The sequence below is a fragment of the Microterricola gilva genome, from assembly GCF_004217495.1.
In the GTDB taxonomy this organism is placed as follows: domain Bacteria; phylum Actinomycetota; class Actinomycetes; order Actinomycetales; family Microbacteriaceae; genus Microterricola; species Microterricola gilva.
Map to the genome: position 1 here is coordinate 58,921 of NZ_SHLC01000001.1, position 16,259 is coordinate 75,179.

The 16,259-nt window shown below is 71.7% G+C and carries 16 protein-coding genes; 12 read left to right on the plus strand and 4 right to left on the minus strand.

All coding sequences use genetic code 11. The features are described 5' to 3' along the window. Positions 1–56 precede the first annotated feature (56 nt). The 4 genes from EV379_RS00265 (at position 57) to EV379_RS00280 (ending at position 2,665) form a co-directional block, all read left to right on the plus strand. Positions 57–335: a DUF4190 domain-containing protein gene (locus tag EV379_RS00265; RefSeq protein ID WP_130504394.1), complete on the plus strand. Its 279-nt coding sequence runs from the start codon at positions 57–59 to the stop codon at positions 333–335. 136 nt (positions 336–471) lie between these two features. Next, positions 472–1,308, plus strand: a complete 837-nt coding sequence (locus tag EV379_RS00270) for an SDR family oxidoreductase (RefSeq protein ID WP_130504395.1) — start codon at positions 472–474, stop codon at positions 1,306–1,308. Positions 1,309–1,327: 19 nt separating this feature from the next. Beyond that, positions 1,328–2,341: a serine hydrolase domain-containing protein gene (locus EV379_RS00275; protein ID WP_130504396.1), complete on the plus strand. Its 1,014-nt coding sequence runs from the start codon at positions 1,328–1,330 to the stop codon at positions 2,339–2,341. 69 nt (positions 2,342–2,410) lie between these two features. Next, positions 2,411–2,665: a hypothetical protein gene (locus tag EV379_RS00280; protein WP_130504397.1), complete on the plus strand. Its 255-nt coding sequence runs from the start codon at positions 2,411–2,413 to the stop codon at positions 2,663–2,665. Between the two features lie 19 nt (positions 2,666–2,684). On the opposite strand, the gene EV379_RS00285 is transcribed toward EV379_RS00280, so the two are convergent. Both EV379_RS00285 and EV379_RS00290 read right to left on the minus strand, forming a co-directional pair. Continuing rightward, entirely contained in the window at positions 2,685–3,236 is a 552-nt protein-coding gene (locus EV379_RS00285; protein ID WP_130504398.1) for a GNAT family N-acetyltransferase, read from the minus strand. 151 nt (positions 3,237–3,387) lie between these two features. After that, a complete protein-coding gene (locus EV379_RS00290) occupies positions 3,388–3,753 on the minus strand; it encodes a MerR family transcriptional regulator (RefSeq protein ID WP_130504399.1) in 366 nt (121 codons plus the stop codon). A gap of 59 nt (positions 3,754–3,812) precedes the next feature. Here EV379_RS00290 and EV379_RS00295 point away from each other — a divergent pair, with 59 nt between their 5' ends. Further along, the gene (locus EV379_RS00295) at positions 3,813–5,012 is read left to right on the plus strand and encodes an MFS transporter (RefSeq protein ID WP_130504400.1); all 1,200 of its coding nucleotides are present in this window, start codon (positions 3,813–3,815) and stop codon (positions 5,010–5,012) included. A 114-nt stretch (positions 5,013–5,126) separates the two neighbouring features. Here EV379_RS00295 and EV379_RS00300 read toward each other — a convergent pair whose 3' ends face one another. Continuing rightward, positions 5,127–5,963 (minus strand): exodeoxyribonuclease III, encoded by an 837-nt coding sequence (locus EV379_RS00300; protein WP_130504401.1) that lies wholly within the window; start codon positions 5,961–5,963, stop codon positions 5,127–5,129. A 74-nt stretch (positions 5,964–6,037) separates the two neighbouring features. On the opposite strand from EV379_RS00300, the gene EV379_RS00305 reads away from it, so the two are divergent. The 7 genes from EV379_RS00305 (at position 6,038) to EV379_RS00335 (ending at position 15,140) form a co-directional block, all read left to right on the plus strand. Then, a complete protein-coding gene (locus tag EV379_RS00305; protein WP_278044010.1) occupies positions 6,038–7,039 on the plus strand; it encodes a TIGR03557 family F420-dependent LLM class oxidoreductase in 1,002 nt (333 codons plus the stop codon). 4 nt (positions 7,040–7,043) lie between these two features. Further along, positions 7,044–7,922, plus strand: a complete 879-nt coding sequence (locus EV379_RS00310; RefSeq protein ID WP_242616165.1) for a coenzyme F420-0:L-glutamate ligase — start codon at positions 7,044–7,046, stop codon at positions 7,920–7,922. Between the two features lie 256 nt (positions 7,923–8,178). Further along, entirely contained in the window at positions 8,179–9,195 is a 1,017-nt protein-coding gene (fgd, locus tag EV379_RS00315; RefSeq protein ID WP_130504402.1) for a glucose-6-phosphate dehydrogenase (coenzyme-F420), read from the plus strand. 76 nt (positions 9,196–9,271) lie between these two features. Next, entirely contained in the window at positions 9,272–10,483 is a 1,212-nt protein-coding gene (locus EV379_RS00320) for a LolA family protein (protein ID WP_242616166.1), read from the plus strand. Between the two features lie 12 nt (positions 10,484–10,495). Further along, positions 10,496–11,458 carry an ABC transporter ATP-binding protein gene (locus tag EV379_RS00325; protein ID WP_130504403.1) on the plus strand — a complete coding sequence of 321 codons (963 nt, stop codon included), beginning with the start codon at positions 10,496–10,498 and terminating at the stop codon, positions 11,456–11,458. A 115-nt stretch (positions 11,459–11,573) separates the two neighbouring features. After that, on the plus strand, positions 11,574–12,434 hold the full coding sequence (locus EV379_RS00330; RefSeq protein WP_130504404.1) for an ABC transporter permease: 861 nt from the start codon (positions 11,574–11,576) through the stop codon (positions 12,432–12,434). A 99-nt stretch (positions 12,435–12,533) separates the two neighbouring features. After that, positions 12,534–15,140 (plus strand): LuxR C-terminal-related transcriptional regulator, encoded by a 2,607-nt coding sequence (locus EV379_RS00335; protein WP_130504405.1) that lies wholly within the window; start codon positions 12,534–12,536, stop codon positions 15,138–15,140. Here EV379_RS00335 and cofD read toward each other — a convergent pair. Next, positions 15,121–16,254: a 2-phospho-L-lactate transferase gene (cofD, locus tag EV379_RS00340; protein ID WP_130504406.1), complete on the minus strand. Its 1,134-nt coding sequence runs from the start codon at positions 16,252–16,254 to the stop codon at positions 15,121–15,123. The genes EV379_RS00335 and cofD overlap by 20 nt on opposite strands. Between the last annotated feature and the right edge of the window lie 5 nt (positions 16,255–16,259).

Consider the following 16,259-nt stretch of genomic DNA (forward strand, 5'->3'; position numbering starts at 1 on the left):
TCGTGCGCCACCCGGTCGCGCCGCAGCCGCGCATCCCACTCCTTAAGGACACCGCCATGACCACGCCCACCGCCGCCCCGAGCACCACCGCCGTCGCTCCGGAGAGCACCAATGTGCTCTCCGTCGTCGCCTTCGTGCTCTCCCTCGTCGGCTTCAATGTGATCGCCATCGTGCTCGGGTTCATCGGCCTCAGCCAGGTGAAGAAGACCGGGCAGCGCGGGCGCGGCTTCGCACTCGCCGCGGTCATCATCGGCTTCGCCTCGATCGTCCTCTTCGCGCTGATCTTCATCCCGCTCGTCGTGATGGCCGCATCCAGCAGCGTCGCCATCAGCTGACGCCCGGCGCCGCGGCGCTCGCGACACCAGCAGAACCCTCGCCGACGCCGGCGGGGGTTTTCTGCGTCCGCGGCCCGCGCTCGCCCGGCGGGCGGGGCTGGACGGGCGCCTCACGCTGTGATGCGAGAATGAGGCCATGTCCCGAACTGTTCGTGGTGCCCGCGTACTCATCACCGGAGCCGCCAACGGCATGGGGCGCCTCTACGCCGAGCGCGCGGTGGCCGAGGGTGCGGCATCCGTTGTGCTCTGGGACAGGGATGCCGCGGCGCTCGCCCGCGCGGTCAAGGAGCTCGGCGACGCATCGCAGGGGCGCACCAGGATCCACTCCTACGTGATCGACCTGGCCGACCTCGGCGCCATCGCCCAGACGGCGCAACGCGTGCGCACCGAGGTGGGCAACCCGGACGTCCTCATCAACAACGCCGGCATCGTGCGCGGCAACCAGTTCTTCTGGCAGAGCGACAACGGCGAGGACACCCGCCAGACGATCCAGGTCAACACACTCGCGCCGATGTACGTGACCCGCGAATTCCTGCCCGGCATGATGGCCGACGCCTATCGCGCCGCGCGCATCGTCAACGTCGCCTCGGCGGCCGGCACGCTGTCGAACCCGCAGATGAGCGTGTACGCCGCGTCGAAGGCCGCGCTGATCGGCTGGAGCGACTCGCTGCGGCTGGAGCTCGAACGCGAGGACCACGGCAATGTGCGGGTCACAACGGTGTGTCCCAGCTACATCTCGACCGGCATGTTCGAGGGCGCCCGCGGCCCGCTGCTCACCCCGATCCTGACCCCGGAGTACGTCGTCGACCGGGTCTGGCGCGCGATGCTCGCCGGCAAGCCGCAGCTGCTGCTGCCGTGGTCGGTCGGGCTGTCCAGGGCGCTCCGCGGTGTGCTGCCGGTGCGGGCGTGGGATGCCGTCGCCGAGGTCTTCGGCGTGTACCGGTCGATGGCGGGCTTCAGCGGCAGGCGGTAGCTCGCCGTAGACTCGTCCGGTGGATACGACAGCACTGAAAGAGTTTCTCGCCGACATCGAATTCTCGGGCGTCGTGCTCGTGCGCCGCGGCGATCAGACGCTCTTCGAGGCGGCCAGCGGGCTCGCCACGCAGCGCTGGGGTGTGCAGAACACCCTCGAGATGCGCTTCGACACCTCCGCCATCACGAAGCTCTTCACGAGCGTCGCCGTGCTGCAGCAGGTCGTCGCGGGCAAGCTCGACCTCGAGGCGTCCATCCACGACTACGTCGACCTCGATGGCACGACGATCGGTCGCGATGTGACCCTGCTCCACCTGCTCACCCACACCAGCGGGCTGGCGGATGACGCGGACGAGGCGGCCGGCGAGGACTACGCCGATCTGTACCTCGACACCCCGAACTACTCCGTCGTGGAGACGCGCGACTTGCTGCGCTTCTTCGGCGACAAGGAGCCGCTCGAGGCGCCGGGCGTCGAGAGCCACTACATCAACGCCGGCTACGTGCTGGCCGGCCTCGCCCTCGAGTCGGTGACCGGGCTCAGCTACCGCGCGTACATCGAGCGCGACGTGTTCGCCGCGGCCGGCATGACGAGCAGCGGCTTCTTCGACAAGCGCGACGCCACCGCGAACGTCGCGGAGGGCTGGGACCAGGCCGAGGACGGCAGCTGGGAAGCCAACATCTACAAGGCCCCGCCGATCGGTGGGCCGGACACCGGCGCGCACGCGACGGCCGAGGACCTGCTGCGCTTCCTCCACGCGCTCCGCACCGGAGTGCTGCTGAACCCCGAGTACACGAGCGAGTTCTTCACCCCGCAGATCGAGCACGACGAGGAGACGTCCTACGGTCTCGGCCTCGAGTTCGACATGAACGAGGACGGCAGCGTTCGCTCCTACTTCAAGGACGGCATCAGTGCAGGAGCCAGCGGCATCCTGCGCCACTACCTCGAGGAGGGCATCGACGTCGTCGTGCTCAGCAACGCCGAAGAGGGAGCCTGGGACGTCATCCGCGAGCTCGACGAGCGCCTCGGCGGCTAGACGGTTTCGCAGGATCCCGCCTTGGGCGTCCGCTGCTCGCTAGGCTGACGTCACGGAGCGGAGGGGCCCATGCTGAACAACCTGAGCGGATGGCACGCGGTGATCATCCTGACGGTGCTGCTTGTGATGGCAGCGGTCGCCGTCGGCGTTGTGCTGCTCGCGCTGTTCATCGCGCGCCGCGCCCGCCGACACGGCTCACAGCCGCCGACGGGGTCGGATGCCAGGGCAGCCCGCCTAGCGGAGCTCGCCGAGTTGGGTGAGCGCGGCCTGCTGAGTTCCGAGGAGCTCGCGGCCAAGCGCGCCGAGATTCTTCGCGAGGTCTGAGGCCGGCGCGCCTCGACCGCTAGCGGCTGAGCAGGCCGTTCCGCGGTGCTCCGAGCGGCTTCGCCATCTCGAACTCGAGCTGCGCGGTGTTCAGCGGGTACGGCACCACCCCTCCCGTCTCCTCGAATCCGTGCCGCTTGTAGAAGCGACGGGCCGCGATGCTGTCCTGGTGCACCTCGAGCGTGAGCACGTCGCCGTGCGTGGCAGCCCACTCCTCCACGGCGCCGAGCAGGGCGTCACTGACCCCGGATGCCGCTCCGCGCCAGTCGGCGGCGACGTAGACGCCGACGAGGTGCGCGCCGGCTGCGCCCTCCGGCAGGTAGGCGGCCATCGTGCCAACCCAGCGCCCTGCCTGCTCGCCGTCGGTCAGCACCGCGACGACCCCGAACGAGCCGGGGTTGCCGTTGCGGGCCGCGCGCATGCGCCACTCCGCCTCGTCGTTGGCCTCCGCCGTCTCGAGCGTCTCGAGGTATGCGTGCGGGGTGTCGGCGATCATCTCGAGCCGGAGCGCCCGCACCTTCGGCCAGTCGGCCTCGACGACGCGGTGCAGGGTGAATGGCTGTGTGGTCATCACTCCATCGTTGCAGCTCCCGCGCGTGCCGTGCGCCGGAGATTCGCTCGCCACGTCGCACGCGGTGCCGGTCGAGGCGGCGGGTGTGCCGAAACATCGGCCGACGGCACGCGGCAGTGGTGGCGGTGGCGGTGGCGCGTGGCTCGCGAGCTCAGGCGCGCTCGGCCGAGTCGGCCAGGTACCGGGTGATCGCGTCCCGGTTGCGGCTGAGGCAGGAGATGCGGCGTTCCAGTTGCTCGCGCTGCTCGGTGAGCGACTCGACGATCTCGGGGTCGAGCTCGGTGATGCGGATCGACGGGCTGCCCGTGTTCAGGCAAGGCAGCAACTGCTTGATGATCCGGGTGGGGATGCCGGCCTCGATGAGTCCGCGGATCTGCTCGACCCTGTCAACGGCAGCCTCGGGGTACTCGCGGTAGCCGTTGTGCGCCCGCTGGGGACTCAGCAGATCCTGCTCCTCGTAGTAGCGCAGAAGCCGGGTCGGAGTCGCGGTTCTGGAGGAGAGCTCCCCGATGCGCATGGCAGACCTTTCGACGGGATTTGACCTTAACACTAATGGCAAGGTTTGACACTGGGGTCATGTCATCCACACTCGCCGTTCCGGCCACGGGCCGGGCCCCACTCCCATCCGCGCGGCTCCCCCTCGGCGGCCTGCTCGCGCTCGCCGCCGTCGTGTTCACCGGGGTCGTCACCGAGATCCTCCCCGCCGGCCTGCTGCCCCAGATGAGCGCCGACCTCGGCATCTCCGACTCCCAGGTCGGCGCCCTCGTCGCCGTGTACGCCATCGCGACGGCCGTCACCGCCATCCCGCTCACCGCACTCACCCGGGCGCTCCCGCGCCGCACGCTGCTCGTCTCGCTGGTTCTCGGCTTCGCGCTCGTCAACGCCGTGACCGCCCTCGCGCCGAGCTACGCCGTCATCCTCGTCGCCCGCGTCATCGGCGGCATGCTCGCCGGCCTGCTCTGGGCCATGGCGGCCGGCTACGCCATGCGCATGGTCGCGCCCGAACGCGCGGGGCGCGCCCTCTCGATCGCCATGGTCGGCACGCCGCTCGCCTTCGCCTTCGGCCTGCCGATCGCCACCGCGCTCGGCTCGGCCCTCGGCTGGCGGGAGGCGTTCGGGGCGATGGCCGTGCTCAGCCTCGGACTGGCGCTCTGGGCGGCACTCGCGCTGCCGTCGTTCCCGGGTGAGCGTGCAGGCGAGCGGCCGTCGCTCCTCGCCGTGTTGCGGATGCCGGGGCTCGCGATCGTCCTCGCGGCGACCGGGGCGTTCGTGCTCGCGCACAATGTCGCGTACACCTACATCGCCCCGCTGACCCGGGAATCCGGGCTGTCGGCGCACCTCGACGTCGCCCTGCTCGTCTTCGGAGTGCTCGCCGTCGGAGGCGTGCTAACGGCCGGCGCACTGGTCGACAGGCACCTGCGCGGCATGGTCGTGATCGCCGCGATCCTGCTCGGCGTTGCCATGCTGGCCATCGGCCTCTGGGGCGGCAATCCCGTCGTCGTCTTCCTCGCCATCGGGCTGTGGGGCTTCGCCTACGGCGGTGCCCCGACCCTGTTCCAGTCCGCGCCCGCACGCATCGCCGGGTCGTCGGCCGATGTCGCCCAGTCGATGGTCGTCGCCACGTGGAACGGTTCAATCGCGATCGGCGCGTTCCTGGGCGGGGTGGCGCTCGATGCCGCCGGGGTCTGGCTCCTGCCGTGGTTGACGATCACGCTGTTGGCGCTCGCCGCCGGTCTCGCCCTGAGCTCGCGCGCCGCGTTCGCCCGCGTGCACTGACGCCGGGCGGCGGCGGCCGCCAGCCCGTTGCGCGGCAGAAACTGCCTAATCGCGGCAGTCGGTTCTGGCGCGGTCCGGTAGTTTCTGCCGCGGGTGGCGCGGGTGCCGCGCGGCCTAGTAGAACATCGGCCGATCGTCGTCGTCGCCCTCGAGCTCGACGTCGACGACGACGGGCACGTGGTCGCTCGGGGCGTCGCCCTTGCGCTCCTCGCGGTGGATGGCGGCATCCGTCACCGCGTCGGCGAAGGCGGGCGAGCCGAGAATGAAGTCGATACGCATGCCCTCGTTGCGCGGGAAGCGCAGCGCCTTGTAGTCCCAGAAGGTGTAACCCTCCGGCACGAGCGGGCGCACCACGTCGCTGACGCCGGCGGCCTCGAGGGTGGCGAAGGCGGCGCGCTCCGCTGGCGAGATGTGCGTCGAGGCGCCGGGCACGAAACTCGGGTCGCCCATGTCTGCGTCGAACGGCGCGACGTTGAAGTCGCCCATCAGGGCGAGGGCGAGCTCCGGGTTCGCGGCCAGCTCGGCGCGGGTGTGCTCGGTGAGTGCGGCGTACCAGTCGAGCTTGTACGTGTAGTGCGGGTCGCCGAGCGCGCGCCCGTTGGGCACGTAGAGGCTCCACAGCCGCTGCTCGTTCACGGTCACGCCGAGCGCCCGCGCCTCCTGCGGCTGGTCAGGCCCCTCGAGCCCCTTCTGAAAACCGGGCATCCCGGCGAAGCTCGTGCTGACGTCGGTCATCGGATGCCGGCTGGCGAACGCCACGCCGTTCCACTGGTTCAGGCCGTGAACGGCCAGCTCGTAGCCGGCCTCCTCGAAGGCCTCGGCCGGGAACTGCTCCGGCTTGCACTTGATCTCCTGCATCGCGAGCACATCGATGTCCTCGCGCACGAGCCAGTCGACGACGCGGCCGACGCGTGTGCGGATCGAGTTGACGTTCCAGGTGGCAATGCGCATGGCACCAGCCTATTTGGCCGAACGGTGCACAGGCACATCGGCGCTGGTGCCAGCTCAGCTGGCAAGATGGGGCTGTGACGGGATTGCAGATCGGCTACGCCGCCATGCTGGAGCGCTTCGCCCCGGCGGAAGCCGTCGCGCTCGCCGCACACGCCGAGGCGCACGGGTTCTCCGGCGTCATGGCCAGCGACCACTTCCAGCCGTGGGTTCCGGCCCAAGGCGAGTCCTCCTTCGTCTGGAGCGTGCTCGGCGCGATGGGGGAACGCACCAGGGGTGCGCTCGGCACCGGGGTGACGACGCCGGGGTACCGGATGCATCCGGCCACCGTCGCCCAGGCATCCGCGACGCTCGCCGCGCTGAACCCTGGCAGGCACTGGCTCGGCATCGGCTCGGGTGACGCGCTCAACGAGCACGTCGTCGGCGGCTACTGGCCGGAGGCCCCCGACCGCATCAACCGCATGTTCGAGGCGGTCGATGTGATCAAGAAGCTCTTCACGGCCTCCGCGGCCGGGCGCGACGTCAAGCATGCTGGGCAGTACTTCCGGCTCGAGTCGACGCGGCTCTGGACGATGCCGGATGTCGCCCCGCCCATCTACGTGGCGACGGCGGGGCCGATCACGGCCAAGCGGGCGGGCAAGACGGTCGACGGCCTCATCACGACCGGGGCCCCGCGGGAGAAGCTCGAGCACCTGCTGTCCCGCTTCGCCGGCGGCGCACGGGAATCCGGGCGGAACGCGGCGACGCTGCCGAAGGTGCTGCAGTTGCACCTCTCCTGGGCGCCCACCGACGAGGAGGCGACGGCGAACGCGCTCCGCGAGTGGCCCAACGGCGGGATGCGCTTCGCCGGGAGCGACATCCGTTCGCCATTCGAATTCGACCAGATCGCGCGCATGGTGCGACCGGACGACTTCGAGGGGCGCATGCTGATCTCGAGCGATCCCGACGCGCACCGCGCGCACATCCAGAGTTTTCTCGACCTCGGCTTCGACACCGTGCACCTGCACAACGTCGGCCGCAACCAGCGAGAGTGGATCGAAGTCTTCGGCCGAGACGTTCTGCCGAAGCTGCGGAGGTGAGGCAATGACACTGAACCGTTTCATGGCGCGGCTGACCACGTGGACGCTCCCCGGCATGCCGGAGGTGCGCCCCGGCGACGACCTCGTCGCGATGATCGCGGATGCCGCGCGCGCGGCCGCCGAGCCAGGCGACCCCGAATTGGGGCTGCTGGACGGCGACATCCTCGTCGTCACCTCGAAGATCGTCTCCAAGGCCGAGGGCCGCATCGTCGCCGCCGCCGACCGGGAGGACGCGATCACGGCCGAGACGGTGCGCGTCGTCGCCACCCGTGAACACCCGGGAGGCGTCACTCGCATCGTCGAGAACCGGCTCGGAATCGTGGCCGCGGCCGCCGGCGTGGACGCGAGCAACACCGAAGACGGCACCGTGCTGCTGCTGCCGCTCGACCCAGACGCCTCCGCCCGCGAGCTCGCGGCCGGGCTCCGCGCGTTGACCGGCGCCCGCGTCGGCGTGATCCTCAGCGACACCCTCGGCCGGCCGTGGCGCGAGGGCCAGACCGACGCCGCCATCGGGGCAGCGGGGGTGCACGTCTTCGACGACCTCCGCGGTTCGACGGATGCCGCGGGCAAGCCGCTGCAGGTGACGATGCCGTGCGTGGCCGACGAACTCGCGGCCGCCACCGACCTCGTCAAGGGCAAGGCGAGCGGCTGCCCGGTCGCCGTCGTGCGCGGGCTCGACCGTCTCGTCGGCGAGCTCGACCTGCCGGGAGCCGCCTCGATCGTGCGGCCCTCCGAGCGGGACATGTTCAGACTCGGCAGCGAGGAGGCACGCGCGGAGGGCGTCGCGGAGGGCTACGAGGCCGGCCTCGTCGAGGGCCGCGGGCTCGGCTACAGCGACGGCTACGCCGACGGCTTCGCCGAGGCCGACGCCGAAGACGCCTGACCGCCGAATCGCGCGCCGTGTGTGGCCTCCGTGCGGATGCGCGGAAGCTCATGCTCGCGGAAACCCACGCTGGCTCGAGGGAGCAGCAGAGGAACGAGGCCGCCCCCGAAGCCGAGTGCGCGTCGTGGTCGTGGCGCCGCGGATGCCTGGGCCGCCGTTCGGATGCGCGAGTCGCACGCCCCGGCACAGCGCGCATCCGCGCGTCGAGGCACGCCGCACTGTCGCCGGGGGCGCGCAGCATGAGAGCATCGGAGGCATGACCCTCACGCTCGGATACAAGGCCTCTGCCGAACAGTTCTCGCCGCGCGAACTCGTGGAGATCGCGGTTTCGGCCGAGACGCACGGCTTCGACTCCGTCGCGACGAGCGACCACTTCCAGCCGTGGCGGCACGAGGGCGGGCACGCCCCGTTCTCGCTGGCCTGGATGGCCGCGGTCGGCGAGCGCACCTCGACGATCCGCATCGGCACCAGTGTGATGACCCCGACCTTCCGCTACAACCCGGCTGTGATCGCCCAGGCCTTCGCCACGCTCGGCTGCCTCTACCCGGGTCGCGTCATGCTCGGCGTCGGCACCGGCGAGGCGCTCAACGAGATCGCGACCGGCTTCCGCGGTGCGGGCGAGCAGGAGTGGCCGGAGTTCCGCGAGCGTTTCGCCCGGCTGCGGGAGTCGATCCGGCTGATGCGCGAACTGTGGGCAGGCGAGCGGGTCAACTTCGACGGCGAGTACTACTCGACCCACGACGCCTCCATCTACGACCGGCCGGAGGGCGGCATCCCCGTCTACATCGCCGCAGGCGGGCCCACCGTGGCCAAGTACGCCGGCCGCGCCGGCGATGGATTCATCTGCACGTCCGGCAAGGGCATGGAGCTGTACACCGAGTCACTCATTCCCGCCGTCACGGAGGGGGCCGAGGCCTCCGGGCGCACCTTCGAGCAGATCGACCGCATGATCGAGATCAAGCTCAGCTACGAGGAGGACGAGCAGACCGCCCTCGACAACTGCCGCTTCTGGTCGCCGCTCTCGCTGAGCGCGGAGCAGAAGCACGACATCACCGACCCGATCGAGATGGAGCGGGCCGCCGACGCGCTGCCGATCGAGCAGATCGCCAAGCGCTGGATCGTCGGCACCGACCCGGATGCGACCGTCGCCGAGATCAAGAAGTACACGGATGCCGGCTTCAACCACCTCGTCTTCCACGCCCCCGGTCACGATCAGGAGCGCTTCATGCAGCTCTTCGAGCGCGACCTGGCGCCGCGGCTGCGCGCGCTCTGACCACGCGGTCCAGGCCGATCCTGAGTGTTCTCCATTGATCGCTTGCGCTCACGGGGGACGGGCGTAGCCTGAACACATGCGCGCCCAGAGCACCAGGGCGTCCGGCGCACAACGGCGCTGGATCCCCGCAGCCGTCATCCCGGCAATCGTCGCGCCGATCGCGATCGGCGTCGGGGTCGTGCTCGTGCCGATGGCGGCCAACGCCGCGGTCGACCTCCCCGATCTGACGCCGGCGGAGCTCATCCAACTCGCCGCGTCGAGCGACGTGGACGCCCTCTCCGGCACGATTGAGCAGCGCTCGGAGCTCGGCCTGCCCGACCTCGCGGCGCTCGGCGGCGCGATGGGCGGCCCGGCCGGCGGCGGGGGCGACGACGGCGCCGCGGCATCCGCCAGCGATCTGGACGACCTGCTCTCGCTCGCGACGGGAACGCACACGGCCAAGGTCTACCTCGACGGCCCGAATGCGCGGATGCAGGTGCTCGACCGGCTCGCGGAGCGCAACGTCTACGTCTCGCCCGACGGCGTCTGGATCTACGACTCCGCCGAGAAGGCCGCCACCCACGTCACCGTCGACACGGCCGCGCTCGCCGCGCTGCAGGCCGAGCTGCAGGCGACGCACGACGCCGACGCGTCGGCCGCACCGCTGCCGACCCCCGAGTACACGCTCGAGCAGGCGTTGGCCGCGGTCGACGAGACGACAGAGGTCACCGTTGGCACCGACGCCCGCGTCGCGGGCCGCGAGGCATACGAGCTCGTGCTCACCCCGCGCGACCCCGAGACCCTCGTCGGCGAGGTGCGCGTCGCGATCGATGCCGAGACCGGCGCGGCGCTCGCGGCATCCGTCACCGCCAGCGGCGCGGATTCTCCCGCGTTCAGCGTGGCATTCACCGACGTCTCCTTCGCGGCGCCGGACGCCTCGGTGTTCGCGTTCACCCCGCCGGAGGGAACCGCGGTGACCGAGCACGCGATTCCGGTGCCGACCGCCGCCGAGCTGCAGCAGCTGAAGGCCGACCGCGAGGCGGGCGCCGACGGCACCGACAGCGGCCAGCGGCCGATCGTGCACGGCGACGGGTGGAGCACGGTCATCGAGCTGCCGGCCGGCCAAGACGGCGTCGGCCAGGGCGCGGACGGCCTCGCGATGCTCGACACGATCGCCCAGCCCGTGGACGGCGGGCGGGTCGTGGCGACCTCGCTCGTGTCTGTGCTCATCACCGACGACGGGCGGGTGTTCCTCGGCTCGGTGAGCCCGGAGCGGCTGCTCGCGACCGCCGCCGCGAGCGGGCGCTGACGGGCGCGGCGAGTGGCCGACTTCGCGATCGAGACGCAGGGCCTGTCCAAGCGTTTCCGCTCGCAGCTCGCCGTCGACGGCATCGACCTCGCCGTGCCTGCGGGCGCCGTGTTCGGCTTCCTCGGCCCCAACGGCTCAGGCAAGACCACCACGATCCGCATGCTCCTCGGTCTCGTCGCGGCCAGCTCCGGCTCGGCGCGGGTGCTCGGCACCGAGATGCCGGGCGGGGTCGGCCGGGTGCTGCCGCGGGTCGGAGCGCTCGTTGAGGGGCCGGCGTTCTCGCCGTTCCTCTCCGGCGAGGCGAATCTGCGCCGCTTCGACGCGGCCGATCGCGGCGCCCCGGGTCGGAGCAGGGGCGCCAGGGTCGCCGCGGCCCTCGACCGGGTCGGGCTCTCGCACGCGGCGGGCAAGAAGGTGCACGCGTACTCGCTCGGCATGAAGCAGCGGCTCGGGCTCGCGAACGCCCTGCTGATGCCGCGGGATCTCCTCGTGCTCGACGAACCGACGAACGGGCTCGACCCGCAGGGCACCCGCGAGGTTCGTGGCCTGATCCGCTCGCTCGCCGACGACGGCACGACCGTGTTCGTCTCGAGCCACCTGCTCGCCGAGGTGGAGCAGATCTGCTCGCACCTCGCCGTGATGCGGGCAGGGCGGCTGGTGGCCCAGGGCACCCTCGACGAGTTCCGCAGCGCCGGAGACGCCAGCGTGCGGGTGCAGACCCCGGACCCGGAGGCGGCGCGGGCGGTGCTCGCGGGCCTCGGCCTCGAGCTGGAGCAGGCGGCAGGGGCGGATGCCGCGGCGCCCCCGCCCGGCGGCGCGCTCGTGGTCGCCCGCCTCGACGAACGCCCACCCGAGACCGTCGTCGCCGCACTCGTCGCCGCCGGTGTGCGGGTGCGCGGCTTCGAGGCGGCCCACGCCAGCCTGGAGCAGCGCTTCGTTGACCTCACCGGGGAGGGGTTCGACGTTGTCCAGTGAAGCCCAGTCCAGTGAAGCCCGGTCCAGTGAGGCCCAACCCAGTGCAGCCGAGCCCACTGAGGCTCGACCAGCCGGCGCCGCCCTCGGCGTATCTGCGCCCGCCGCGCCGGCCGCTGTGGGGACCGCCGCCAGCCGTGTCCGAACCGGCTCGGGCGGCGTCGCGGCATCCGCTGCGCTGTTCGCTTCGGAACTCGCCACCCTCTTCCGTCGGCGTCGCACCGCGGCACTCGGGGCTGCGCTCGCCCTGATCCCGATCCTGATCGGCGTCGCGATCCGCCTCGCCGGGGACGGGGGCAGTGGCCGCGGTCCGGCGTTCCTCGACCAGATCACGAACAACGGGCTCTTCGTCGGCGTCACGGCCATCACCGTCGCGACCCCGCTCTTCCTGCCGCTCACGATCGCCGTCGTCGCCGGCGACACGATCGCGGGGGAGGCGAGCCATGGCACCCTCCGCTACCTGCTCATCGCACCGGCGGGGCGGGTGCGGCTGCTGCTGGTGAAGTATCTGAGCGCCGCCGTGTTCTGCCTCGCGGCCGCCATCACGGTCGTCGTGGTCGGCACGCTCGTCGGCTGGGCGCTGTTCCCGATCGGGCCGGTCACGCTGCTCTCTGGAGCGACGGTCGGGGTCGGGGAGGGGCTGCTCAGGCTGCTCGGCATCGCCGCCTACGTCGCCGTGTCGCTGCTCGGCCTCTCCGCGATCGGGCTGTTCTTCTCGACGCTCACCACCGTGCCGGTCGGCGCGATGGCGGCAACCGCGATCCTCGCCGTGACGGCGCAGATCGTCGGTGCGCTGCCGCAGCTCGAGTGGTTGCATCCGTGGCTGTTCACGAACAACTGGTTCGGATTCGCCGATCTGCTGCGGGCCCCCATCGCCTGGGGCTCCTTCGCCGACAACGCGCTGCTCCAGGCCGGGTACATCGTCGTGTTCGGCGCGCTCGCCTGTGCCAGGCTGCTCACCAAGGACATCCTCTCCTGAGGGCCAGCCCGAGCCGCACGATAGTCTGTCGGAAGCATTGGCTGGGCCGATCTCAGCGCGCGTGACGACGGATTCGGCCGCAAGATGAGGAGTGTTGGCGTGCCAGGGACGACATCGATCATCGAGCACCCCGGTGACGTCGGCGATGGCTTCTCGGGCTCGGGGCCGGGATCGGCGACCGCCACGCGCCACGCCGCCTGGGACCTGCTCGATGGCCCGGAAGCCCTCGTCGTCATTCGCGCCCTGCCCGGCATGGGCAAGACGCGATTGGTGCGCTCGTGGGTCGAGGAACGACGCAGGCGCGGGGGTGACGACGTCCTGTTCCTGAGCGCGCGTGAGCTGGGGGCGCCTCTGCGCGATGTGCTCCGCGATGACCCGTGCCGGATCGTCGTGATCGACGACGCCGATGCGCTCTCCCGAGCAGAGCTGGCCGAGCTCTACGCTCAACTGCTGGCCGACGCGATTCTCAAGGTCGTCGTGTGCGTTGCAACGCTGGGCGGGTTGCGGGGCGCGAACGCTCCCGACGGCCTCGCGGTGCGGGAGCTCGGCGCCGCACACCTCAAGATCTCGCCGGAGCAGATGCCAGCCGCGCTCGCGCACTGGACGGACGGCACGGTGTCCGCGGAGTGGGCCCCTGCCATCCACGAGCTCTCCGACGGGTGGCCGGGGCTGGCGCGGCTGCTGGCCTCCGAGATGGCACAGCCGTCGACCGAACCGACGGTGGGCGAGCGTGTCGACCCCGCGGAGCTGATCGCGGTGCCCCCGGTGGCGAACTGGATCCGCGCCGCACTCGATGCGGCGATTGCCGACGCCGCGGCGCGATCGGTGCTGCGTCGGATGTCGCTGGCCCCCGTGCTCGTGCCGCGCCACCTCGAGCTCATGGCGACGCACGACGGCGCCGCCGTCGACGACGCACTCGTGCGGGCGCTGGCCGAGCTGGGGCTCTTCGATCAGGCGCGAGCCGGTGACGGCCACGGCCGCCTCCGGCTGGTGCCCGGCGTTCGCGCGGTGGTGCACCACGACACCCGCAGCACGCACTCCGCGGAGTACCGACGCTGGAATCGGCTCTTCGCCGATGGCCTCGTCAGCCACGGCGGGCGGGACGAGATCTGGATCGCCCTGACGCACGCCAGGGCCGGGGAGGACTGGGACCGGATGGCCACGCTGTGGCCCCGGCACAGCCTCGGCCTGCTCAATCGCAACTTCGCGGCATCCGTCGCCGCCTACTCCAGCCTGCCGGACGAGGCCGTGCAGCAGCACCCCGGACTGCGCCTGGCCCAGGTCGTGCTCGCGAGCATCGGCGCATCGTCCGGAGACGGCGCGGGCATCTGGCTGCGCTCCGCAACGGGGACGGCCAGGAAGCTGGCATCGGCCCTGACGGCGGTGCCGACCGCCGACGGCCTGATCGGCCTGCTGAGCGCTGTCGTCGTACACCAGCGCGTGACGGGGACGATCGAGGCCGCGCGCGATACGGCGAACAACGTGGAGAGCGAGCTGGAGCTGCGCGCGGGGCGCGGCGACCTGCCGACCGACGCGAATCGGGCGTGGTGGCAGCTGCAGCGCGCCGTGACGCTGCTGCTGCTCGACGAACTCGCGGAGTCGATCGCGCTGGCCACCGACGCATACGAGCTCGCGGTCGGGGCCGGCATCGACGCCGAGCACGTCACCGCGAACGCGACGTCCCACCTCGCCCTCTGCAATGTGCTCCTGGGCTCGGAGCGCGAGGCGGCGGAGTGGCTCGCCCTGGGGGCGCCGACGGGGGCGACCCGCTGGCACGACTCGGTCACGAGGGCTCCGGCCCGGGTGGCGGAGACCCTGCTGGCGACGGAACGGCTCGAACGACAGCGTGCGGCCGGGGCGGTGGCTGCCATGGGCAACGGCGCCGGGCCACTCGAGATGTGGCCGTTCATCGCCACCGCCGCTGCCCGCCACGAGCTCACCTTCGGAGACCCCGTCGTGATGCTCGCCGAGTTCGACAGGGTCGAGCGTGCCCAGACGTTGATCGGTCGGATCGGCACGGGGGGCGGCGCCCTCATGCTTGCCCGCACCCGCGCGGACGGGCTGATCGCGAGCGGGGAGGCCGGCCGGGCTGTCGACGTGCTGGAGACGGCAGGTAACGAGCTCTACGGCGCGAAAGCGGAGGAGATTCCGGAGCTGCTGCTGCCGCTCGCCAGAGCGCAGCTCTACGGCGGGCAGAGCAAGAAGGCGGCGCGGCTGGCGTTGCGCGCCGTGAACTCGACGCGCGTGTGGCACGGCGACCAGCTCGAGGCGTATTTCGTCGCCGCCGAGGCGCAGCTCCGCGTGGGCGCCAAGCAGGGGGCGGCCGCGACCTTCGCCCGCGCGCACGCGCTAGCCACGCGGAGGAACAACTGGCGGGCGTACCTGACGATCCCGACGGCGTCGCTCCGCACGCTGCTCGCGGCGATCGGCGCTGCGCTGCCGGATGCCGCGGAGGCCGGCATCCGCGCCGCCACACCGTTCTACCCCGAATCCGAGTCGATCGCCGAGCTGTCCGGGCGAGAGACCGTTGTGCTCGGCGCGCTCGCAGACGGGGGGTCGACGGCGTCGATCGCCGCGTCGCTCTCGGTCTCGCCGAACACCGTGAAGAGCCAGATCGCCTCGATCTACGCCAAACTCGGTGTGCGCGACCGCGCGGCAGCACTCGTCGTCGCCGAACGGCGTGGCCTCATCCGGCGTCGGGACTGAGCGGAGCCTCCCGCGCGGCCACCGGCACGGATCCGGCCAGTGCGATGGCATCGGCGGCGATTGCTGCCGTCTCCTCGACGGAGTGGAACCAGAGCGGGCGCACGAGCGGGCGGATGCCGGCCGCCTCCAGCCGCCCGGCGGCCGCCGCGTCGGCCGGATCGACGAGCCAGCCATCGATGAGCCCATCGTGCCCGCGCGCGCCGTAGTGTTCGGCGACCGCCAGCGCGCTCGTCTCGACCCCGATCGCGTGGAGGCAGGCGTCGGCCATGCCGCGCACGACCGAGCCGCCGATGATCGGCGAGACGGCGATGACGGGGGCGGTTGCGTGGCGCACGGCGTCCGCGATGCCGGGAATGCCGAGGATCGTGCCGATCGAGACGACCGGGTTCGACGGCGCGAACAGCACGAGGTCGGCATCCGCGATCGCCTCGAGCACGCCGAGGGCCGGGCGCGCGGCCGCGACGCCCTGCTGCGTGAAGGCGATGGCAGGCAGGGCGGCACGGTGCCGCACCCACCACTCCTCGAAGTGCATCTGGCGCGTGCCGCCGGTGTCGTCGGCGACGGTGACGAGCGTCGGGACCTCGTCGTCGGTGGCGGGAATCAGCGTGACCCCCGGGTTCCAACGGGCGCAGAGCCGCCGGGTGGCATCGCTGAGCGGCACGCCGTCACGCAGCCACGAGCTGCGGGCGATGTGCGTGCCGAGGTCGAGGTCGCCCAGCGTGAACCACGGCCAGCCGACGCCGTAGGCGGTGAGTTCGGCGCTCACCCGCTCGCTCTCGTCGCGGCGCCCCCACCCGCGCTGCTCGTCTGCCGCGTCGCCGAGGGCGTACATGATCGAGTCGAGGTCGGGGCAGACCCGCAGCCCGGCCAGCCAGAGGTCGTCGCCGGTGTTGGCCACGACGGTGACCGAGGCGGTCGTTCCGGAGCCCGGCACACTCTCGTCCGCGGCGCCGGATGCCGGCCACTCCGCGCGCAGGTGGTGCAGCAGCCCGCGGGTGAAACGCGAGCCGCCGACGCCGCCGGCGAGCACGACGATGCGCGGCGGCCGGCCGTGCACCGCGCCGACGCCGCTGACATCGTTTGCGCTGCTGCTGCCGCTGCTGCTGCCGCTCATGCCCG